22 protein-coding genes are annotated in these 21,018 nt (G+C 46.0%); 18 read left to right on the forward strand and 4 right to left on the reverse strand.

The features are described 5' to 3' along the window. Nucleotides 1-121: 121 nt before the first annotated feature. The 4 genes from gyrB to dnaA all read right to left on the reverse strand — a co-directional run bounded on the left by gyrB (nucleotide 122) and on the right by dnaA (nucleotide 6,212). Nucleotides 122-2,539, reverse strand: a complete 2,418-nt coding sequence (gene gyrB / locus R7E51_RS19435) for a DNA topoisomerase (ATP-hydrolyzing) subunit B (RefSeq protein ID WP_005378841.1) — start codon at nucleotides 2,537-2,539, stop codon at nucleotides 122-124. Between the two features lie 13 nt (nucleotides 2,540-2,552). After that, nucleotides 2,553-3,632 (reverse strand): DNA replication/repair protein RecF, encoded by a 1,080-nt coding sequence (recF, locus tag R7E51_RS19440; protein WP_005378839.1) that lies wholly within the window; start codon nucleotides 3,630-3,632, stop codon nucleotides 2,553-2,555. 9 nt (nucleotides 3,633-3,641) lie between these two features. Continuing rightward, nucleotides 3,642-4,742: a DNA polymerase III subunit beta gene (dnaN, locus tag R7E51_RS19445; protein ID WP_005394106.1), complete on the reverse strand. Its 1,101-nt coding sequence runs from the start codon at nucleotides 4,740-4,742 to the stop codon at nucleotides 3,642-3,644. Nucleotides 4,743-4,805: 63 nt separating this feature from the next. After that, nucleotides 4,806-6,212, reverse strand: a complete 1,407-nt coding sequence (dnaA, locus tag R7E51_RS19450) for a chromosomal replication initiator protein DnaA (RefSeq protein WP_005378835.1) — start codon at nucleotides 6,210-6,212, stop codon at nucleotides 4,806-4,808. A gap of 412 nt (nucleotides 6,213-6,624) precedes the next feature. Here dnaA and R7E51_RS19455 point away from each other — a divergent pair, with 412 nt between their 5' ends. The 18 genes from R7E51_RS19455 to atpH all read left to right on the forward strand — a co-directional run bounded on the left by R7E51_RS19455 (nucleotide 6,625) and on the right by atpH (nucleotide 21,017). Continuing rightward, nucleotides 6,625-7,371, forward strand: a complete 747-nt coding sequence (locus R7E51_RS19455) for an amino acid ABC transporter substrate-binding protein (RefSeq protein WP_005378831.1) — start codon at nucleotides 6,625-6,627, stop codon at nucleotides 7,369-7,371. Nucleotides 7,372-7,485: 114 nt separating this feature from the next. Continuing rightward, the gene (locus R7E51_RS19460; protein WP_005378829.1) at nucleotides 7,486-8,157 is read left to right on the forward strand and encodes an amino acid ABC transporter permease; all 672 of its coding nucleotides are present in this window, start codon (nucleotides 7,486-7,488) and stop codon (nucleotides 8,155-8,157) included. Beyond that, nucleotides 8,154-8,891, forward strand: coding sequence for an amino acid ABC transporter ATP-binding protein (locus R7E51_RS19465; RefSeq protein WP_206958424.1), 738 nt, complete (start codon nucleotides 8,154-8,156; stop codon nucleotides 8,889-8,891). Before R7E51_RS19460 ends, R7E51_RS19465 begins: the two co-directional genes overlap by 4 nt. A 242-nt stretch (nucleotides 8,892-9,133) precedes the next feature. Continuing rightward, complete coding sequence (gene rpmH, locus R7E51_RS19470) at nucleotides 9,134-9,268, forward strand: 50S ribosomal protein L34 (protein WP_005378825.1); 135 nt, start codon at nucleotides 9,134-9,136, stop codon at nucleotides 9,266-9,268. Between the two features lie 46 nt (nucleotides 9,269-9,314). After that, nucleotides 9,315-9,638, forward strand: coding sequence for a ribonuclease P protein component (gene rnpA, locus R7E51_RS19475; RefSeq protein ID WP_005394102.1), 324 nt, complete (start codon nucleotides 9,315-9,317; stop codon nucleotides 9,636-9,638). Further along, complete coding sequence (gene yidD, locus R7E51_RS19480; protein ID WP_005378822.1) at nucleotides 9,605-9,862, forward strand: membrane protein insertion efficiency factor YidD; 258 nt, start codon at nucleotides 9,605-9,607, stop codon at nucleotides 9,860-9,862. The genes rnpA and yidD overlap by 34 nt, the downstream gene beginning before the upstream one ends. Before the next feature lie 2 nt (nucleotides 9,863-9,864). Continuing rightward, the gene (yidC, locus tag R7E51_RS19485; RefSeq protein WP_005383834.1) at nucleotides 9,865-11,487 is read left to right on the forward strand and encodes a membrane protein insertase YidC; all 1,623 of its coding nucleotides are present in this window, start codon (nucleotides 9,865-9,867) and stop codon (nucleotides 11,485-11,487) included. A gap of 130 nt (nucleotides 11,488-11,617) precedes the next feature. After that, nucleotides 11,618-12,979 carry a tRNA uridine-5-carboxymethylaminomethyl(34) synthesis GTPase MnmE gene (gene mnmE / locus R7E51_RS19490; protein WP_206958423.1) on the forward strand — a complete coding sequence of 454 codons (1,362 nt, stop codon included), beginning with the start codon at nucleotides 11,618-11,620 and terminating at the stop codon, nucleotides 12,977-12,979. Between the two features lie 100 nt (nucleotides 12,980-13,079). Next, nucleotides 13,080-13,514 (forward strand): FMN-binding protein MioC, encoded by a 435-nt coding sequence (gene mioC, locus R7E51_RS19495; protein ID WP_206958420.1) that lies wholly within the window; start codon nucleotides 13,080-13,082, stop codon nucleotides 13,512-13,514. Between the two features lie 477 nt (nucleotides 13,515-13,991). After that, nucleotides 13,992-15,884, forward strand: a complete 1,893-nt coding sequence (gene mnmG, locus R7E51_RS19500; protein WP_206958419.1) for a tRNA uridine-5-carboxymethylaminomethyl(34) synthesis enzyme MnmG — start codon at nucleotides 13,992-13,994, stop codon at nucleotides 15,882-15,884. 2 nt (nucleotides 15,885-15,886) lie between these two features. Next, the gene (gene rsmG, locus R7E51_RS19505; RefSeq protein WP_206958417.1) at nucleotides 15,887-16,522 is read left to right on the forward strand and encodes a 16S rRNA (guanine(527)-N(7))-methyltransferase RsmG; all 636 of its coding nucleotides are present in this window, start codon (nucleotides 15,887-15,889) and stop codon (nucleotides 16,520-16,522) included. A gap of 10 nt (nucleotides 16,523-16,532) precedes the next feature. Then, nucleotides 16,533-17,306 carry a ParA family protein gene (locus tag R7E51_RS19510; protein WP_005383838.1) on the forward strand — a complete coding sequence of 258 codons (774 nt, stop codon included), beginning with the start codon at nucleotides 16,533-16,535 and terminating at the stop codon, nucleotides 17,304-17,306. 24 nt (nucleotides 17,307-17,330) lie between these two features. Beyond that, complete coding sequence (locus R7E51_RS19515; protein ID WP_017821562.1) at nucleotides 17,331-18,212, forward strand: ParB/RepB/Spo0J family partition protein; 882 nt, start codon at nucleotides 17,331-17,333, stop codon at nucleotides 18,210-18,212. Nucleotides 18,213-18,401: 189 nt separating this feature from the next. Further along, on the forward strand, nucleotides 18,402-18,791 hold the full coding sequence (locus R7E51_RS19520; RefSeq protein ID WP_005378921.1) for a F0F1 ATP synthase subunit I: 390 nt from the start codon (nucleotides 18,402-18,404) through the stop codon (nucleotides 18,789-18,791). Between the two features lie 8 nt (nucleotides 18,792-18,799). Further along, nucleotides 18,800-19,612 (forward strand): F0F1 ATP synthase subunit A, encoded by an 813-nt coding sequence (gene atpB / locus R7E51_RS19525; protein ID WP_005378922.1) that lies wholly within the window; start codon nucleotides 18,800-18,802, stop codon nucleotides 19,610-19,612. Between the two features lie 57 nt (nucleotides 19,613-19,669). Beyond that, nucleotides 19,670-19,924, forward strand: coding sequence for a F0F1 ATP synthase subunit C (atpE, locus tag R7E51_RS19530; RefSeq protein ID WP_002540812.1), 255 nt, complete (start codon nucleotides 19,670-19,672; stop codon nucleotides 19,922-19,924). Nucleotides 19,925-19,998: 74 nt separating this feature from the next. Next, nucleotides 19,999-20,469: a F0F1 ATP synthase subunit B gene (gene atpF / locus R7E51_RS19535; protein WP_005378929.1), complete on the forward strand. Its 471-nt coding sequence runs from the start codon at nucleotides 19,999-20,001 to the stop codon at nucleotides 20,467-20,469. 14 nt (nucleotides 20,470-20,483) lie between these two features. Further along, nucleotides 20,484-21,017, forward strand: coding sequence for a F0F1 ATP synthase subunit delta (gene atpH / locus R7E51_RS19540; RefSeq protein WP_138939885.1), 534 nt, complete (start codon nucleotides 20,484-20,486; stop codon nucleotides 21,015-21,017). Nucleotide 21,018 lies beyond the last annotated feature (1 nt).

Genomic DNA, 21,018 nt, shown 5'->3' on the forward strand with positions numbered 1-21,018 from the left:
TGAGTAGTTTTACAGGCAAAGCCGAAACGGATGATAACCACCTACTGAAGTAGGTGGTTTAGGGCTGAAAACAAAAAAAGCAGCGATTTCTCGCTGCTTTTTACTATCACGAACAGTGTCGTTATACGTCTAGGTTCGCTACTTTCAGTGCGTTCTCTTCGATGAAGTTACGACGAGGCTCTACTTGGTCACCCATTAGCGTCGTGAACAGTTGATCTGCGCCTACCGCATCTTCAATCGTTACCTGCATCATACGACGTGTTTCTGGGTCCATGGTGGTTTCCCAAAGTTGGTCTGGGTTCATCTCACCTAGACCTTTGTAGCGCTGACGGCTTAATCCACGCATTGACTCTTTCACTAACCAGTCAAGCGCTTCTGCAAAGTTTGCCACTGGCATAGTACGCTCACCACGTTTGATGTACGCGCCTTCTTCCAGAAGTCCATCAAGTGCTTCTGATAGATCGGCCAACTTGCCGTACTCTTTCGAGTTTAGGAAGTCGATGCTAATTGCATGTTCGTGCGTCACGCCGTGAGTACGAACCACAATCTTAGGCAAGTTTAAGCCTAGCTCTTCGTGCTGCTCAACTTCGTAGCTGTACTGACTTGCACCCACTTCTTTCGCATTCAGCTGTTCAATAAGCTGCTTCGTCCAAGCTTCCACAACTGATGCGTCATGGCATTGCTCTGGCGTTAGGCGAGGAGTGTAAATCAACTCGTTTACCAAAGCACTTGGGTAGCGACGGCTCATACGTTCCGCCAGTTTAATACCCGCATTGTACTGTTGAACAAGCTTCTCTAGTGCTTCACCTGCCAGTGCAGGTGCTTCTGCGTTTACGTGTAGCGATGCATTGTCCAGAGCCAATGATACTTGGTATTGGTTCATCGCTTCTTCATCTTTGATGTACTGCTCTTGTTTGCCTTTTTTCACTTTGTATAGTGGTGGCTGAGCGATGTACACATAGCCACGCTCGATAAGCTCTGGCATTTGACGGTAGAAGAAGGTCAACAGTAGCGTACGGATGTGCGAACCATCGACATCGGCATCGGTCATGATGATGATGTTGTGGTAACGAAGCTTGTCCGGGTTGTACTCGTCACGACCGATACCACAACCTAGTGCGGTGATCAGTGTTGCTACTTCTTGAGAAGATAGCATCTTGTCGAAACGTGCTTTTTCTACGTTAAGAATCTTGCCTTTTAGCGGTAGGATTGCTTGGTTCTTGCGGTTACGGCCTTGTTTTGCGGAGCCGCCTGCCGAATCACCCTCCACTATGTATAGTTCAGAGAGTGCCGGATCTTTTTCCTGACAGTCTGCAAGTTTACCTGGAAGACCAGCTAGGTCTAGTGCACCTTTACGGCGCGTCATTTCACGAGCTTTACGCGCAGCTTCACGTGCACGTGCTGCATCGATGATTTTCGAACAAACCATCTTCGCTTCTGTCGGGTTCTCAATCAGGAACTCAGACAGTTTTTCACCCATTGCAGACTCAACAGCTGATTTCACTTCAGAAGAAACTAGTTTGTCTTTTGTTTGGCTTGAGAACTTAGGATCAGGCACTTTCACCGAAACAACCGCAGTTAGACCTTCACGCGCATCGTCGCCTGAAGTCGCTGTTTTCGCTTTCTTCGAGAAACCTTCTTTATCCATAAAGCTGTTCAATGTACGTGTTAGCGCAGCACGGAAACCAGCAAGGTGAGTACCACCATCACGCTGTGGGATATTGTTGGTAAAGCAGAAGATGTTCTCTTGGAAACCATCGTTCCATTGCATCGCCACTTCAACTGAAATGCCGTCTTCACGCTCAGAGTTAAAGTGGAAGATTTTTTCGATGATTGGCGTTTTGTTGGTGTTTAGGTGATCAACGAACGCTTGAATACCACCTTCATACATGAAGTGATCATGTTTGTCTGCTTCACGTTCATCAACCAATTTGATCGACACACCAGAGTTCAGGAATGACAGTTCACGCAGGCGCTTCGCCAGAATGTCATAGTGGAACTCTGTGTTAGAGAACGTCTCGGCACTTGGCCAGAAACGAATTTGTGTACCGGTTTTATCCGTATCACCCACAACGGCTAGTGGCGCTTGAGGCTCACCATGGCGGTAGGTTTGCGTATGGATATGGCCACCACGATGAATCGTTAGCTCAACTTTCTCTGATAGTGCGTTTACTACTGAAACACCTACCCCGTGAAGACCACCCGATACTTTGTATGAGTTATCGTCGAACTTACCACCCGCGTGAAGAACCGTCATGATTACTTCTGCTGCAGAGACATTTTCCTCTGAGTGGATTTCTGTTGGAATGCCACGACCATCATCGCTAACGGAAACCGAGTTATCCTCATGAATTGTCACAACGATGTCTTTACAGTGACCTGCCAACGCTTCATCAATTGAGTTATCCACCACCTCGAAAACCATGTGGTGAAGGCCGGTGCCGTCGTCCGTATCGCCGATGTACATTCCTGGACGCTTACGTACCGCATCCAGACCCTTCAGTACCTTAATACTCGATGAATCGTAATTTTCAGACATGAGTTTCTCTCTTCTAGTTTGACTCTATCCTGCCATGTTCCACATGAAACAATTTACCGTTATCGTCCAACATATCGGCGATTTGGCTTTCAGTGATAGAGCTTACAAATACTTGTGCGCCCGTCTCTTTTAAGCAGTCAGCAAGACGCTTGCGACGTTGGCTATCTAATTCCGACGCGAAGTCATCAATTAGGTAAATGCATTGTTTACCGGCCATCTCTGTCAGGTGTTGCCCTTGCGCTACACGCAATGCACACACCATGAGTTTTAATTGACCGCGTGACAGAACATCTTCAACGGGCGTTCCGTTCACTTTAATGCGCAAATCAGCTTTGTTTGGGCCACTAAAGGTGTATCCCAAAGCCTGATCACGCTCAAAATTCTTTTCTAGTATCTCGTGGTATGGAGTGTCTTTATCCCAGCCACGATAATACTTCAATTGGATCTCAAATTCTGGCAAAAATGTCTGACAGATAGTTTCTGCGACGGTTTTCATCTGCTCGATGTAACTTGCTCGCCATTGGCTGATGTTTTCAGCCAATCCTGCCATTTCCTGATCCCAATAACTGAGCTCACGATAACTATTGGCGGTTTTCAACAACGCGTTGCGCTGCTTGTTCAGGCGCTTGAACCTTCCCCATGCTTGATAAAAAGCGGGCTCGGTATGAAACACGCCCCAATCAATAAACGCACGACGATGTTTAGGGCCATCTGTCAGTAAATCAAACCCTTCTGGGTGTATCAACTGCAGAGGCAGAACTTGTGCCAACTGCGCTAATTTTTGTCCAGATTGACCGCCTATTTTAACCTCTGTTGAGCCATCACGCTGCTTATTAATGCCGATAGGTAGCTCAAATTGATCCGAGTTCAAAAAACGACCATGAACAAACAGTTCGTCACACTCATTTTGTATCACTCGTCCGGTGAGAGAGCTCTTGAATGAGCGGCCATGCCCGAGCAGATAAACCGCTTCTAAGACACTGGTTTTACCGCTGCCGTTCGGCCCGATAAGAAAGTTAAAGCCTGCTGATAACTCAATATCACAGGCTTTAATGTTTCGAAACTGCTGAATGATGAGACGAGAAAGAGGCATTCAGTTGGCTTATAGACGAATTGGCATCACCACGTACATGGCACTGTCATCGTCGGCATTTTCAATCAACGCGCTAGCGTTAGCATCCGACATCGACACACGTACATTTTCACAACGCAACGTATTCAGAACATCAAGCACATAGCTTACGTTAAAGCCGATTTCGATGGCGTCACCTTCAAAGGTTACATCAAGCATCTCTTCCGCTTCTTCTTGTTCTGGGTTATTCGCGGTTATGCGCATTTCAGTATCAGCCAGATTCACTCGCACGCCACGGAATTTTTCGTTGGAAAGAATCGCAGCACGAGAGAAGGCTTGGCGCAACTCGTCACAACTTGCTATTAGGGTCTTATTGGTGCTCTGAGGCAATACACGGCGGTAGTCAGGGAAACGACCATCAACCAACTTAGAGGTAAAAGTAAAGTTATTCACCTCAGCACGAACATTGGAGCTACCGATCTGAAGTACTACAGGCTGCTCTGGCGCATCCATCAACTTTACTAATTCTTGCACACCTTTGCGTGGCACGATGATTTGCTTCTGCGCAAAGTCCGCACCTAGCTGAGTTTGCGATACCGCCATACGGTGGCCGTCCGTCGCCACGCTGCGTAGCGTGGTGCCGTCAATTTCAAACAACATGCCGTTGAGGTAGTAACGAACGTCTTGATTCGCCATCGAGAACTGAGTTTTGTCGATCAGCGTACGTAAATCAGCTTGGCTCAGTGATACTTCCACTTCACTTTGCCAGTCTTCAATATTAGGGAAATCGTTCGCAGGAAGCGTTGCCAATGAGAAACGGCTGCGACCAGAGCGAACTTGTACGCGATCACCTTCTAATACAAATGTGATGATCGCATCGTCCGGTAAACCACGGCAGATATCGAGAAACTTACGCGAAGGAACGGTAATGCTGCCCGCTTCAAAATCACCTTCTAGCGTCACTTTGCTTACTAACTCTACTTCAAGATCGGTTGCCGTCATCGACAATACGTTCTCTTCTACTTTAAGAAGTAGGTTACCCAGGATTGGCAGAGTTGGTCGGCCACCTAAAGCGCCCGAAACCTGCTGTAGCGGTTTGATTAAATGACTACGTTCAATGGTAAATTTCATGCTTGGCTCTTTACGCTGTCAGCTCAATAAATGATTTGCTTAGAATACCGTTATTCTAACCGATTACGAAGACAGGGTGCGAATCAAGTTAGAGTAATCTTCTTTAATGTCGTGGCTCTCTTCACGCAGCTGCTCAATCTTGCGACAAGCATGAAGTACGGTCGTATGATCGCGGCCCCCAAACGCATCGCCAATTTCAGGCAAGCTATGGTTGGTTAGTTCTTTTGCTAACGCCATGGCCAGCTGACGAGGACGCGCAACAGAACGAGAGCGACGTTTAGACAGCAAGTCCGCTACTTTAATCTTGTAGTATTCCGCCACTGTCTTTTGAATGTTATCGATCGTCACCAGCTTCTCTTGTAGAGCAAGCAGATCGCGCAGCGCTTCACGAACAAAATCAATCGTAATTGGACGACCAGTAAAGTTCGCGTTCGCGATAACACGGTTCAGTGCACCTTCGAGCTCACGAACGTTCGAACGCAGACGCTTGGCAATGAAGAATGCCACTTCATCAGCAAGGTGGATTTGGTGATCTTCAGCTTTTTTCATCAAGATCGCCACACGCGTTTCAAGCTCAGGTGGCTCGATCGCAACAGTAAGACCCCAACCAAAGCGAGATTTAAGACGATCTTCAACGCCATTAATTTCTTTAGGATAACGGTCAGACGTTAGAATGATCTGCTGATTACCTTCCAATAGTGCGTTGAAGGTATGGAAGAATTCTTCTTGTGAACGTTCTTTATTAGCAAAGAATTGGATGTCATCGATAAGGAGCGCATCCACGCTGCGGTAGTAGCGTTTGAATTCTTCAATCGCATTGTTTTGCAACGCTTTTACCATGTCTTGCACAAAACGTTCTGAGTGCATGTAGACCACTTTTGCGTTCGGGTTGTTATCCACAATCGCGTTGCCCACCGCATGCAACAAGTGCGTTTTACCCAAGCCCGTGCCGCCGTATAGGAACAGCGGGTTGTATGCTGCACCAGGATTATCCGATACCTGACGCGCCGCAGCCAAACCCAGTTGGTTCGACTTACCTTCAACAAAGTTGTCGAACTTGTGTTTTGGGTTCATGTTTGAGCGGTGATTGATAGCCGCAATCGCTTGAGCGTCGTCATCCCAGGTTTTGTGTACTGGCTTACGCGCCTGTAATTGCGCAGGTGCAGATGACTCCGCAGCCACATCTGCAGGCGTACGTGTCGGCGCTGGTTTTGGAGCAGAGACAGGTCGGCTCCCCACTTCAAAGCGTAAGTTAGGAATGTCGCCACCACAGTATTCCTGCAGTAAGCGAGTAATATTGTTCAGATACTTATCACGCACCCAGTCCAACACGAAGCGGTTTGGCGCGAATAGAGTGAGAGTATTGTCATTGAGCTCCGCTTGTAGCGGACGAACCCACATGCTGAATTCTGTAGCTGGTAGCTCTTCTTGAAGCTGCTGCAAACATTGCAGCCAAAGCGAAGATGACACGGTGCCCCCACTGAGTAATTGAATTATCGGAAAAGACTGGCAATTTTACCTGTTGATAACCAAGATCGCCAGCGATTGATCGACGATCCAGTGAATAAGATCCAAGTTATTCACAATTATTTCTGCAAACTTGATGAGATCAACACACCTTGCCCCAAATTTGCCCACACAACGATCCACAATTGGGCAAAATTCACAAGATCGAGCGATTGGTGATAAGTCTGTGTATTATTTTATTCCCAATGCTGATTTTGTCGATCATTTCGCTAGGTTCAGTTCGCATTTTCGTCACATTTAACATTCTTCTTCTATTATCTAATAACTCACAGGTCTAGGTTATTGCTCTTGGTTATTTATTTAATTGAGCTAACTAACAGTAGTATTTCCAACCATAAAATTATGGAGATGTATTATGAAAAACTGGATTAAGGTTGCCGTTGCAGCCATTGCACTGTCGGCAGCAACCGTACAAGCCGCTACTGAAGTCAAAGTTGGTATGTCAGGTCGCTACTTCCCGTTTACTTTTGTAAAGCAAGACAAGCTACAAGGCTTTGAAGTCGACATGTGGGATGAAATCGGTAAACGTAACGATTACAAAATCGAATACGTAACAGCCAACTTCTCTGGTTTATTTGGTCTTTTAGAAACTGGTCGTATCGATACGATCTCCAACCAAATCACCATGACTGATGAGCGTAAAGCTAAATACCTATTTGCTGACCCTTACGTTGTAGATGGCGCACAAATTACCGTGCGTAAAGGCAACGACAGCATCAAAGGTGTTGACGATCTTGCGGGCAAAACCGTTGCGGTGAACCTAGGCTCTAACTTTGAGCAACTGCTGCGTCAATACGACAAAGACGGCAAGATCAACATTAAAACGTACGACACAGGTATCGAACATGACGTGGCGCTCGGTCGTGCAGACGCGTTTGTAATGGATCGTCTTTCTGCGTTAGAGCTGATTAAGAAAACAGGTCTTCCTTTGGAATTGGCAGGCGAACCGTTTGAGACCATTCAAAACGCATGGCCTTTCGTGGACAACGAGAAAGGTCGTAAGCTGCAAGAAGAAGTAAACAAAGCACTGGCTGAGATGCGCGCAGATGGTACAGTAGAGAAAATTTCCGTGAAGTGGTTTGGCGCTGACATCACGAAATAAGAACTCTTTGTACTTTAGGCCGCAAAGTGGTATCACTCTCGGACTAAAATAAACTTACGTAAAGGTGGAACTTGTTTTCCACCTTTTCTTTTCTCTAGCCTTTAGGTAAGCCGTATGGGATTTGACTTTAATTACATGTTGGAACTGTTGCCGATATTGCTGAAATATCTTGGCACAACCATGGAAATGGCGACATGGGGATTGGTGTTTTCGCTGATTTTATCCGTCATTTTAGCCAATATTCGCGTATTTAAACTGCCAGTTTTGGATCAATTAAGCCAACTGTACATCAGCTTCTTCCGTGGCACCCCACTGTTGGTTCAGCTTTTCCTGCTTTATTACGGCTTACCGCAAATTTTTCCATTGATGGTCGGTATCGACGCCTTTTCAGCAGCGGTTATCGGTTTAACGCTGCACTTTGCCGCTTATATGGCGGAAAGTATTCGTGCCGCCATTATTGGCATTGATCGCAGCCAAATGGAAGCGAGCTTATCGGTCGGTATGACGACATCCCAAGCAATGCGCCGAGTGATTTTACCTCAAGCAACGCGTGTCGCACTGCCTTCATTGATGAACTATTTCATCGATATGATCAAGTCAACGTCTCTCGCTTTCACGCTTGGTGTGGCCGAAATCATGGCGAAAGCACAGATGGAAGCCTCATCAAGTTTCCGTTTCTTTGAAGCTTTCCTTGCGGTTGCTCTTATTTACTGGGGCGTGGTGGTGATTCTGACTCGCGTACAAATCTGGGCAGAAGCAAAACTGAATAAGGCGTACGTACGATGATTAAGTTAGAAAATATTCACAAACGTTTTGGTGAGACTGAAGTGCTGAAAGGCATCGACCTCGATATTAAGCAAGGTGAGATCATCGTGATTATCGGCTCAAGTGGTACGGGTAAATCAACCTTGCTGCGTACGGTGAACTTTCTAGAACAAGCAGATGAAGGTCGTATCACGATAGATGACATCTCCGTTGATACTCAAAAACACACTAAAGCCGAAGTATTAGCGCTGCGTCGTCGAACTGGCTTTGTGTTCCAAAACTATGCCCTGTTTGCCCATATGAATGCGCGCCAGAACATTGCCGAAGGTCTAGTGACCGTTCGAGGTTGGAAAAAAGCCGATGCTCTCAAACGAGCGCAACAAATTCTGGATGACATCGGCCTTGGGGATAAAGGCGATAGTTATCCAGCGGCATTATCTGGCGGCCAACAACAACGCGTGGGTATCGGCCGAGCGATGGCGCAGCAACCAGAACTGCTGTTGTTTGACGAACCAACTTCTGCGCTGGATCCTGAATGGGTCGGTGAAGTTCTCTCATTAATGAAGAAGTTAGCTAATCAGCATCAAACCATGCTGGTGGTGACGCACGAGATGCAATTCGCGAAAGAAGTCGCTGATAGAGTGATCTTCATGGCGGAAGGCAATATCGTTGAGCAAGGTTCTCCACAGGATATCTTCGATAATCCACAAGATCCTCGTTTGAAAAAATTCCTTAACCAAGTAGGAATAGAGTAACGATCAAGCATCAGGATCGATTGATCCTTGAGATTTTACTCACACTACGTATAATCGCCCGGCCGGAATTTCGTACTCATTGAGTCATTGACACATTATGTGAGTGTGATTACAATTCCGCCTCTTTGTTGAGAGGCGTCGGTTGTCCTTCTCTATATAAAGAGCTTCTTTATATAAGAAAGCAAATACCCACGCCGGGTTTAACAAGAACCTAAAACTACTGATCAGTAAAGGTAATTATCATGAAACGCACTTTTCAACCTACAGTTCTAAAGCGCAAGCGTACTCACGGCTTCCGTGCTCGCATGGCAACTAAGAACGGTCGTAAAGTTATCAACGCACGTCGTGCAAAAGGCCGTGCGCGCCTATCAAAATAATCGCTAGTTTATTTTGAACACGTACGCGTTTAATCGGGAGTTACGTTTGTTAACTCCCGAGCATTATCAAAACGTCTTCCAGCAAGCTCATCGAGCTGGCTCGCCTCATTTCACCATCATTGCTCGCAATAACAAACTTTCTCACCCACGATTAGGTTTAGCGGTTCCCAAAAAGCAAATCAAAACGGCTGTCGGTCGTAACCGATTTAAGCGTTTGGCTCGTGAAAGCTTTCGTAACAATCAACATCAGCTTCCAAACAAAGATTTTGTTGTGATTGCAAAGAAAAGCGCGCAAGATTTAAGCAATGAGGAAATTTTTAAGTTGTTTGATAAGCTATGGCAACGCCTGTCTCGCCCTTCACGTGGATAGCCATTGGGCTCGTTTATCTGTATCGCTGGTTTATCAGCCCTTTGATTGGTCCTCGTTGCCGGTTCACACCAACCTGTTCCACTTACGCGCTAGAAGCTTTGAGAGCTCACGGTTTTGTAAAAGGATGTTGGTTATCAGGCAAACGTCTATTAAAATGCCACCCTTTGAATGAAGGGGGGTATGACCCCGTTCCACCAGTCCAAAAACAAGACAGAGATAACTAACGATGGATTCTCAACGTAATATCCTGCTCATCGGTTTGGCCCTGGTTTCTTTTTTGCTGTTTCAACAATGGCAAGTTGCAAAGAATCCAGAACCTCAAGCAGTTGAACAGGCTCAATCAAGCAGCACTCTACCTGCACCATCTTTTGCTGATGAACTTGACCCAGTTCCTGGTCAACAGCAAGCTTCTGCAAAAACTATCACAGTAACGACTGATGTTTTAACTCTGTCGATCGACACCGTTGGTGGCGATGTGGTACATGCCAACCTTAACGAATACTCTGCTGAGTTAGATTCATCAGATTCCTTTGTTCTGCTTAAAGACGCTCAAGGTCACCAATTTATCGCTCAAAGCGGTCTAGTGGGCCCTCAAGGTATCGACTTGAGCAGCACAAATCGCCCTCACTACAACGTAAGTGCAGACAGCTTCACAATGGCTGACGGTCAAGATGAACTTCGCGTTCCGATGACATTCACTGCAAACGGCATCGAATACACCAAAACTTACATCTTTAAACGCGGCAGCTACGCGCTTAATGTTGAATACGATGTAGTGAACAACTCAGGCAACAACGCAACATTTGGTATGTACGCTCACCTACGTCAAAACCTAATGGACGATGGTGGTAGCATCACAATGCCTACTTACCGTGGTGGCGCATACTCAACAGAAGATACGCGTTACAAGAAGTACAGCTTTGATGATATGCAGGATCGCAACCTGTCTCTTAACCTAGCCGATGGCCAAGGTTGGGCAGCAATGATTCAGCACTACTTTGCCGCAGCTTGGATCCCACGTAACGAACCAGGTACTAACCTATACACTCGTGTAATTGGCAACCTAGGCGACATCGGCGTTCGTATGCCGAACAAAACTATCGCAACAGGCGATCAGGCTAAGTTTGAAGCAACACTTTGGGTTGGTCCAAAACTGCAAGATGAAATGGCAGAAGTGGCACCTAACCTAGACCTAGTAGTGGACTACGGCTGGTTATGGTTCATTGCGAAGCCTCTTCATATGTTGCTTTCATTCATCCAGAGCTTTGTTGGTAACTGGGGTGTGGCAATCATCTGCCTGACCTTCATCGTTCGTGGTGCAATGTACCCACTAACAAAAGCGCAATACACGTCTATGGCGAAAATGCGTATGCTTCAGCCTAAGCTGCAAGCAATGCGTGAGCGTATCGGTGATGACCGTCAGCGCATGAGCCAAGAAATGATGGAACTGTACAAGAAAGAGAAAGTGAACCCACTAGGTGGTTGTTTACCTCTTATCCTACAGATGCCTATCTTCATCGCGCTTTACTGGGCACTAATGGAATCGGTTGAGCTACGTCACTCTCCATTCTTCGGTTGGATTCATGACCTTTCAGCGCAGGACCCTTACTACATCCTGCCGCTATTGATGGGTGCGTCTATGTTCCTAATCCAGAAGATGAGCCCGACAACAGTAACGGATCCAATGCAGCAGAAGATCATGACCTTTATGCCGGTTATGTTTACCTTCTTCTTCTTGTTCTTCCCATCAGGTCTCGTTCTGTACTGGTTGGTGTCGAACATCGTAACGCTTATCCAGCAAACTCTGATCTACAAAGGATTAGAGAAAAAAGGCTTACACAGCAAGTAACCTTTTAGGAAATGATTGAGAAAGGCGGCCAAAAGGTCGCCTTTTTGTTTTTGGCTGATTACAATTCAGCTAATTAATTGTGATGGCTCCCTAGGTATCTTCCCTATAGCCCAGCTCAAAAGGCAAAATTATGACTACAGATACGATTGTCGCTCAAGCGACCGCGCCTGGTCGTGGCGGTGTCGGTATTATTCGAGTTTCTGGCCCTAAAGCCAACCAAGTGGCGTTAGAAGTCACTGGCAAAACACTAAAGCCCCGCTACGCAGAGTACCTGCCGTTTAAGTCAGAAGAAGGCACTGTGCTTGATCAGGGCATCGCACTGTACTTCCCTAACCCACACTCATTTACAGGTGAAGACGTACTTGAGCTGCAAGGCCATGGCGGCCCTGTCGTGATGGATATGCTGATAAAACGCATTCTAGGTATAGATGGTATTCGAGCTGCTCGCCCTGGTGAGTTCTCTGAACGCGCATTTCTGAACGATAAACTCGACCTCGCTCAAGCCGAGGCGATCGCAGACCTCATTGATGCCAGTTCTGAAGAAGCAGCAAAATCGGCACTGCAATCCTTACAGGGCGCATTTTCAGGCCGCATTAATACCTTAGTTGAGTCGCTGATTCATTTGCGTATCTATGTTGAAGCAGCCATCGACTTCCCTGAAGAAGAGATCGACTTTTTGGCCGACGGTAAAGTGGCTGGTGACCTACAAGCCATCATCGACAACCTAGATGCGGTGCGCAAAGAAGCTAACCAAGGCGCTATTATGCGTGAAGGGATGAAAGTCGTGATTGCGGGTCGTCCAAATGCGGGCAAATCAAGCCTACTGAACGCGCTATCGGGTAAAGAATCTGCAATCGTAACCGACATCGCAGGAACCACGCGTGATGTACTGCGTGAGCATATCCATATTGATGGCATGCCACTACACATCATTGATACAGCAGGTTTGCGTGATGCTTCCGATGAAGTAGAGAAAATCGGTATCGAACGCGCGTGGGATGAAATAGCCCAAGCAGACCGCGTGTTGTTCATGGTGGATGGCACGACAACCGATGCCACCGATCCGAAAGATATCTGGCCAGATTTTGTGGATCGCCTACCAGACAACATTGGCATAACTGTGATCCGTAATAAAGCGGATCAAACGGGTGAAGATATGGGGATCTGCCACGTCAATAACCCTACTCTTATCCGTTTGTCAGCGAAGACTGGTGCAGGGGTTGAAGCTCTGCGCGATCATCTCAAGGAGTGTATGGGCTTCTCTGGCAACAGTGAAGGTGGGTTTATGGCTCGTCGTCGTCATCTCGATGCATTAGAACGTGCCGCACAGCACCTTCAAATAGGCCAGGAGCAGCTTGAAGGCTATATGGCTGGTGAAATATTGGCTGAAGAGCTACGCATCACCCAACAACATCTCAATGAGATTACCGGTGAGTTCAGTTCTGACGACTTACTGGGACGAATCTTCTCTTCATTCTGTATCGGGAAGTAAATAATCGAACGCGCGGTGCTGAGCTTAACTCACACCGCGTTTCTTTTTGTACGGCAAGCCATCCATGAGCTTTAGCCGTCGCATTCAATAAGGAAGAAGTATGATCCACATTATTACAGGCAGCACGTTAGGTGGCGCAGAATACGTAGGGGATCACGTGAGTGATCTACTCAACGAGAATGGATTTGAAACAACGATCCACAACCAGCCTTCCCTCAGTGATATCGAAAATCAAGGTACGTGGTTGGTGATCACCTCTACACATGGAGCTGGTGAGTATCCTGATAATATCCAACCTTTTATCGCAGCATTACAAAATACACCGCCAAAAATGACTGATGTAAAATTTGCGGTGATTGCGATTGGTGACTCTAGCTACGATACGTTCTGTGCCGCTGGTCAACACGCTTATGATTTATTAGAGGATATTGGTGCAACCCCTCTCGCAGATTGCTTTAAAATCGATGTACTGAGCCATGATGTGCCAGAAGACGCCGCAGAGATGTGGTTAAAAGAGAATATCGAACGTTTTTAAACTCACGACTTTCCCTTCAACAGAGTCGAAATTCGGCTCTGTTTTCTCCCATGTGAATAACCCCCACCAAATTATTTTGTTTAACCGCTCAAAAACCAACCAAACAGACTGTGGATAACTACAATAAGATCCAGTGATTTTCCTTTAGTTATCCCAATAACAACTTTGATCAATTTTATCCCCTGTGTATAACCACCACTTTTGATCCCAGGTAATCCTCGATCTGATCCAATCATGATCACAAGATATGATCCAAAGAAGATCCATGATCTTGTTGATCATTTTTAGGTTATCCACAGAAACGGTCGATCCTAATAGTAGATCTAATAAAAGATCATATATATAGATCTTATATATATTTATCTTGAAGCTTAAAACGGATAAAACGAGAAAACGTTTTTCTCTCTGGCATAAAGCAGGTAAAATACGGCTCCTTTATCTGTCCATTAAATCCCTTTGAATACCTGAGGTCAGTTCATGCTTTATCACGAAAACTTTGACGTCATTGTTGTCGGTGGCGGACACGCAGGAACGGAAGCCGCGCTCGCATCTGCACGCACAGGACAAAAAACGCTTCTCCTTACCCATAACATCGATACATTAGGCCAGATGTCTTGTAATCCGGCGATCGGTGGTATTGGTAAAGGTCACTTAGTAAAAGAAGTAGATGCTATGGGCGGTTTGATGGCTGAAGCCATCGACCATGCAGGTATTCAGTTTCGTACACTAAATGCCTCCAAAGGTCCTGCAGTACGAGCAACTCGAGCTCAAGCCGATCGCGCTCTGTACAAAGCGTACGTTCGTAATGCATTAGAAAATGCGCCTAACTTAACGTTGTTCCAGCAATCAGTTGATGATCTGATTGTTGAACAAGATCGCGCAGTTGGTGTGGTAACTCAAATGGGACTTCGCTTCCATGCGAAAGCCGTTGTGCTAACCGTGGGTACCTTCCTTGGTGGTAAGATCCACATAGGTATGGAAAGCTCGTCTGGTGGTCGTGCCGGGGATCCACCATCGATCGCATTAGCGGATCGACTGCGTGAACTGCCGTTCCGTGTGGATCGTTTAAAAACAGGTACTCCACCGCGCATTGATGCTTGTACTGTTGATTTTTCAGTGCTAGAAGCTCAGCACGGTGATAACCCAACTCCTGTATTCTCGTTCATGGGCAAACGTGAACAGCATCCGCGTCAGATTCCATGTTTCATCACCCACACCAATGAACAAACTCACGATGTGATCCGCAGTAACTTGGATCGCAGTCCAATGTACGCAGGTGTGATTGAAGGTATTGGTCCGCGTTACTGTCCGTCTATTGAAGACAAAGTGATGCGTTTCGCTGACAAAAACAGCCACCAAATATTCATTGAGCCAGAAGGCCTAACCACGCACGAGTTATACCCTAATGGAATCTCGACCAGCTTGCCATTTGATGTGCAAGTACAAATCGTGCGCTCAATGAAAGGGTTTGAAAATGCACACATCGTTCGCCCAGGTTATGCGATTGAATATGATTTCTTCGATCCACGTGATTTGAAGCAAACGTACGAGACGAAGTTCATCCATGGTTTGTTCTTTGCTGGCCAGATTAATGGCACGACTGGCTACGAAGAAGCCGCAGCGCAAGGCTTGATGGCCGGTCTAAATGCAAGCTTGTTTAGCCAAGACAAAGAAGGCTGGAGCCCACGTCGTGACCAAGCTTACATGGGCGTGTTGATTGATGACTTATCGACCATGGGTACCAAAGAGCCGTACCGCATGTTCACTTCTCGTGCGGAATACCGCCTGCTACTTCGTGAAGATAACGCCGATTTACGTTTAACGGAAAAAGCGCGCGAGCTAGGCTTGATTGATGATGTTCGTTGGGCTCGCTTTAACGAGAAAATCAACAATATGGAAACGGAGCGTCAGCGTTTGAAAGCAACGTGGATGAATCCGAAGTCAGAGGGTGTTGATGAGCTGAACAAGCTGCTGAAAACCCCAATGGCCCGTGAAGCGAGTGGTGAGGATCTTCTGCGTCGTCCAGAGATCACTTATTCGCAACTGACGCAACTTGAAGCGTTTGCTCCTGCTCTTGAAGATCAGCAAGCGGCTGAGCAAGTTGAAATTCAAGTGAAATACGATGGTTACATCAAGCGTCAGCAGGAAGAGATCGAAAAATCACTGCGTCACGAAAATACCAAGTTACCTGCTGATTTGGATTACCGCGATGTAAAAGGTTTATCAAACGAAGTCGTTGCTAAACTGAGCGAGGCCAAACCAGAGAGCATCGGTATTGCATCACGCATTTCAGGTATTACGCCTGCTGCAATTTCTATTCTACTTGTTCACTTGAAAAAGCATGGTTTGCTGAAGAAAGGTGAGGAATAATAATGAGCGCATTGCGAACAAAGCTGGATTCACTGATCGCGAAAACCGATTTGGAAGTGTCAGAACAGCAACGAGAGCAGTTAGTTGGTTATGTCGAACTGCTCAATAAATGGAACAAAGCGTACAATTTAACATCGGTACGTGATCCGCTGGATATGTTAGTGAAACATATTCTTGATAGTATCGTTGTAAGCGCACACCTGCCCGGTGAGCGCTTCATTGATGTTGGTACTGGTCCGGGGTTACCGGGCATCCCTTTGGCAATCATGAACCCTGAGAAAACCTTCTTTTTGCTCGACAGTCTTGGCAAACGCATCCGTTTTATCAAGCAAGTTGTGCACACATTAGGGCTGAAAAACGTGACACCAATTCAAAGTCGCGTCGAAGAATTCCAGCCTGAAGAAAAATTTGATGGCGTTTTGAGTCGAGCTTTTGCTTCAATGACAGACATGGTGGAATGGTGCCACCATTTGCCGAAACAAGAGCACGGGGTGTTTCTAGCGCTGAAAGGACAGCACCCTAAAGATGAAATGGATCAGCTTCCTGAATGGTGCAGTGTGACAGAGATCATATCTTTGGCTGTTCCTGAGTTGGAAGGTGATCGTCATCTAGTAATCTTATCGCGCAAGGAAAATTAGCGAGGTAATCGTGGGTAAAATTGTAGCAATCGCCAACCAGAAAGGTGGGGTCGGCAAAACAACAACGTGCATTAACTTAGCGGCTTCGATGGCGGCAACAAAGCGCAAGGTTTTGGTGATCGATCTCGACCCGCAAGGCAATGCTACGATGGCCAGTGGCGTGGATAAGTATATGGTCGACGCCACCGCATACGATCTTTTGGTCGAAGATACACCGTTCGATCAAGTCGTTTGTACCCAAACAACAGGGAAGTATGATTTGATCGCGGCGAACGGAGACGTCACCGCGGCAGAAATCAAATTGATGGAAGTTTTCGCTCGTGAAGTGCGTCTAAAAAATGCATTGTCGTCAGTTCGCGATAACTATGATTTCATCTTTATTGATTGTCCTCCTTCTCTAAACCTTCTTACAATCAATGCGATGGCGGCAGCAGACTCTGTGCTGGTGCCGATGCAATGTGAATACTTTGCGTTAGAAGGTTTAACTGCTCTTATGGATACAATCAGCAAGTTAGCGGCTGTTGTGAATGAAAACCTAAAAATCGAAGGTTTATTGCGTACCATGTACGACCCACGCAACCGCTTATCGAATGAAGTATCCGATCAACTTAAAAAACACTTTGGGAATAAAGTTTACCGTACTGTCATTCCGCGTAATGTTCGTTTGGCTGAAGCGCCAAGTCACGGTAAGCCAGCAATGTACTACGATAAGTACTCCGCAGGTGCCAAAGCGTATCTTGCTCTAGCGGGCGAAATGCTCCGCCGCGAAGAAATCCCAGTTTAACTCTAACCTAAGGAATTCAATCCCATGTCTAAGCGTGGTCTCGGAAAAGGACTGGATGCGTTATTGTCGACCAGTTCGTTTGCTCGTGAAAAACAGCATATTGCATCGCATAGCCAAGAATTATCGGCAGACGGTGAGTTAACCGATTTAGCGATTGGTCAATTGCAACCGGGCGTATACCAACCGCGTAAAGATATGGCGCCTGAAGCGCTAGAAGAACTAGCGGCTTCGATTCAATCACAAGGCATTATTCAACCAATCGTGGTTCGCCAGGTCGAAAGTGGTCAGTTTGAGATCATCGCAGGTGAGCGCCGCTGGCGTGCTGCAAGGCAGGCGGGGTTAAAACGCGTACCGTGTTTGGTGAAAAAAGTTGAAGATCGTGCCGCCATCGCCATGGCGTTGATTGAAAACATTCAACGTGAAGACTTGAATGTGATTGAGGAAGCCCAAGCGCTTGAGCGTCTACAAGATGAATTCACGCTGACACATCAGCAAGTGGCCGATGTGATTGGTAAATCAAGAACGACGGTGAGTAACCTATTACGTCTGAATCAGTTGGAAGTTGATGTAAAAGGTCTGGTTGCAGATAAAAAATTGGAAATGGGTCATGCTCGAGCTCTGTTAGCGTTAGAAGGCGAACAGCAAGTCGAAGTAGCTCAACAAGTGGCTAAGAAGCAAATGACTGTTCGCCAAACCGAACAGTTAGTAAAAAAGTGCTTAGCCCCACAAAATGAGCAAAAAGGGCAACAAGAGGATACCGAAGCCGAGCAAATGTCGCATAAATTGAGTCAGCTGCTTGATGCAAAAGTTTCTCTGACCCGTTCTGCAAACGGAAAAGCGAAATTGACGATAAGTCTTGATGAGCCTCACAAATTGGACCAACTAATTGCCAAGCTTGAGGCCTAGATGAGATAATTGATTTAGGTCAATTAATCTAATTAATCGAATTTTGTGCGAAAGTTGTCGTTTTGTAAACAAAACTGTAAGTTTTTGATGCAATCGAATTGCTTTACGTTGAACTGAACGTATAATTTTCGCCAATTTCCCAGCACAGAGAGTTAAGTGCGAAGTGGATATTACTAGAGGTACGAATACATGGTAGCTGCGTTAGCTAGACCAGGACGAGAGCTCGCAAGGCAATTGTTAATGATCCAGTCTGGCGCGGTTATTTTTGTGGCAGCAGGAATGGCGGTAGCCATAAATCCTGACTGGGGATTTTCAGCGCTGATTGGCGGAGGCATTTTTGTTGTTGCCAATGCAGTATTCGCGCTGTGTGCTTTCATGTTTAGTGGAGCTCGCGCTGCCAAGCGCATCGCTGCTTCCTTCTATACGGGTGAAGTACTGAAAATTCTCATCACGGTTGCACTGTTCTATGTTGCCTACATGTATATGCAGGTGGAACTTGTTCCCCTCAAACTAACCTATTTGCTGGTACTAGGTATTAATATCTGTGCACCAGTGCTATTCATTAACAACAAAAAATAGGATGAGTTATGGCTGCGCCAGGTGAAGCGCTAACATCGTCCGGTTACATTGCCCACCACCTTTCTAACCTATCGCTATACAAGTTGGGTTTAGTAGGGTCGGAGACAAGTTTCTGGAACGTACATATCGATAGCCTGTTTTTTTCTTGGTTTACTGGTTTAATTTTCCTCGGAATTTTTTACAAAGTAGCAAAGAGAACAACAGCGGGTGTACCGGGTAAGCTTCAGTGTGCTGTAGAAATGATCGTTGAATTTGTCGCCGATAACGTCAAAGACACGTTCCATGGACGCAACCCACTGATCGCGCCTTTAGCACTGACTATCTTTTGTTGGGTATTTTTGATGAACGTGATGGACTTAGTTCCTATCGACTTCTTACCATACCCAGCAGAGCATTGGCTAGGTATTCCTTACCTTAAGGTTGTACCGTCTGCTGATGTGAATATCACCATGGCTATGGCTCTAGGCGTTTTTGCATTGATGATTTACTACAGCATCAAAGTAAAAGGTCTAGGTGGATTCGCAAAAGAACTTGCACTACATCCATTCAATCACCCACTGATGATTCCGTTTAACCTACTAATTGAAGTGGTATCGCTATTAGCGAAACCTCTATCACTTGGTATGCGTCTATTCGGTAACATGTTCGCGGGTGAGGTTGTATTCATTCTTTGTGCGGCAATGCTACCATGGTACTTACAATGGATGGGTTCACTACCGTGGGCAATCTTCCATATCTTGGTTATTACGATTCAAGCCTTCGTATTCATGATGTTGACAATTGTTTACCTGTCAATGGCACACGAAGATCCTGATCATTAATTTTTTTAAAGCTTTTTATTTGGGCACTAAGCCAACAACTATAAATTGGAGATAGTAATGGAAACTTTACTGAGCTTTTCTGCAATCGCCGTAGGTATTATCGTCGGTCTTGCTTCTCTTGGTACAGCGATTGGTTTCGCACTGCTAGGTGGTAAATTCCTAGAAGGTGCTGCACGTCAACCAGAAATGGCTCCTATGCTACAAGTTAAGATGTTCATCATCGCGGGTCTACTTGATGCGGTTCCAATGATCGGTATCGTAATCGCGCTACTATTCACTTTCGCAAACCCATTCGTTGGTCAACTAGGTTAATCACCTTTAACTCGGGACGGGCGATTATCGCTTGTCACTGATTAACACTAAGTCCAAATAGAGGGGTAGCTGTTGTGAACATAAACGCAACTCTGCTAGGTCAAGCAATCTCGTTCGCACTATTTGTGTGGTTCTGCATGAAGTATGTATGGCCACCATTGATGCAAGCGATCGAAGAGCGTCAGAAGAAAATTGCTGATGGTCTTCAAGCAGCAGAACGTGCTGCGAAAGACTTGGATCTAGCACAAGCCAACGCTTCTGATCAATTGAAAGAAGCGAAGCGCACAGCAACTGAGATCATCGAACAAGCGAACAAGCGTAAGTCTCAAATTCTTGATGAAGCTCGCGAGGAAGCTCAGGCAGAACGCCAGAAAATCCTAGCGCAAGCAGAAGCAGAACTTGAAGCTGAACGCAATCGTGCACGCGATGAGCTGCGCAAACAAGTTGCTACTCTGGCTGTAGCTGGTGCTGAGAAAATCCTTGAGCGTTCTATCGATAAAGATGCGCAAAAAGATATTCTCGACAACATTACTGCAAAACTTTAAGTCTGGGGGCGCATATGTCTGATTTGACTACTATCGCACGCCCCTATGCTAAAGCAGCCTTCGACTTTGCTTTAGAGAAAGACCAGTTGGACCAATGGGGCCAAATGTTATCTTTTGCTGCTGAAGTGGCCAAAAACGAACAAATGAACGAACTACTAACGGGTTCGGTTTCTGCTGATAAAATGGCAGAAATTTTTGTTGCAGTTTGCGGTGAACAAGTTGATGCGCACGGCCAAAACCTTATGAAGGTAATGGCTGAGAATGGTCGTTTAGCGGCCCTTCCTGATGTTTGTAAAGAGTTTTTTACTCTGAAAAAAGAACATGAGAAAGAAATTGATGTTGAAGTAATTTCAGCAACAGAGCTTTCTGATGAACAACTTGCAAACATTGGCAGCAAACTTGAAAAGCGTCTTGAACGCAAAGTGAAGCTGAATTGCAGTGTAGATGAGACCCTACTTGGTGGGGTTATTATTCGAGCCGGAGACCTAGTCATCGATGACTCAGCGCGTGGTCGTTTGAACCGCCTGAGCGATGCATTGCAGTCTTAAT

It is taken from the genome of Vibrio sp. Vb1166, assembly GCF_033338695.1.
GTDB classification, from domain to species: Bacteria; Pseudomonadota; Gammaproteobacteria; order Enterobacterales; family Vibrionaceae; genus Vibrio; species Vibrio alginolyticus.

Bases quoted from the DNA above. Each gene is read 5' to 3' on its own strand.
- gyrB (WP_005378841.1), bottom strand. From the start codon at position 2,539: ATGTCTGAAAATTACGATTCATCGAGTATTAAGGTACTGAAGGGTCTG.
- recF (WP_005378839.1), bottom strand. From the start codon at position 3,632: ATGCCTCTTTCTCGTCTCATCATTCAGCAGTTTCGAAACATTAAAGCC.
- dnaN (WP_005394106.1), bottom strand. From the start codon at position 4,742: ATGAAATTTACCATTGAACGTAGTCATTTAATCAAACCGCTACAGCAG.
- R7E51_RS19455 (WP_005378831.1), top strand. From the start codon at position 6,625: ATGAAAAACTGGATTAAGGTTGCCGTTGCAGCCATTGCACTGTCGGCA.
- R7E51_RS19460 (WP_005378829.1), top strand. From the start codon at position 7,486: ATGGGATTTGACTTTAATTACATGTTGGAACTGTTGCCGATATTGCTG.
- R7E51_RS19465 (WP_206958424.1), top strand. From the start codon at position 8,154: ATGATTAAGTTAGAAAATATTCACAAACGTTTTGGTGAGACTGAAGTG.
- rpmH (WP_005378825.1), top strand. From the start codon at position 9,134: ATGAAACGCACTTTTCAACCTACAGTTCTAAAGCGCAAGCGTACTCAC.
- yidD (WP_005378822.1), top strand. From the start codon at position 9,605: ATGGCAACGCCTGTCTCGCCCTTCACGTGGATAGCCATTGGGCTCGTT.
- yidC (WP_005383834.1), top strand. From the start codon at position 9,865: ATGGATTCTCAACGTAATATCCTGCTCATCGGTTTGGCCCTGGTTTCT.
- mnmE (WP_206958423.1), top strand. From the start codon at position 11,618: ATGACTACAGATACGATTGTCGCTCAAGCGACCGCGCCTGGTCGTGGC.
- mioC (WP_206958420.1), top strand. From the start codon at position 13,080: ATGATCCACATTATTACAGGCAGCACGTTAGGTGGCGCAGAATACGTA.
- mnmG (WP_206958419.1), top strand. From the start codon at position 13,992: ATGCTTTATCACGAAAACTTTGACGTCATTGTTGTCGGTGGCGGACAC.
- rsmG (WP_206958417.1), top strand. From the start codon at position 15,887: ATGAGCGCATTGCGAACAAAGCTGGATTCACTGATCGCGAAAACCGAT.
- R7E51_RS19515 (WP_017821562.1), top strand. From the start codon at position 17,331: ATGTCTAAGCGTGGTCTCGGAAAAGGACTGGATGCGTTATTGTCGACC.
- R7E51_RS19520 (WP_005378921.1), top strand. From the start codon at position 18,402: ATGGTAGCTGCGTTAGCTAGACCAGGACGAGAGCTCGCAAGGCAATTG.
- atpB (WP_005378922.1), top strand. From the start codon at position 18,800: ATGGCTGCGCCAGGTGAAGCGCTAACATCGTCCGGTTACATTGCCCAC.
- atpE (WP_002540812.1), top strand. From the start codon at position 19,670: ATGGAAACTTTACTGAGCTTTTCTGCAATCGCCGTAGGTATTATCGTC.
- atpH (WP_138939885.1), top strand. From the start codon at position 20,484: ATGTCTGATTTGACTACTATCGCACGCCCCTATGCTAAAGCAGCCTTC.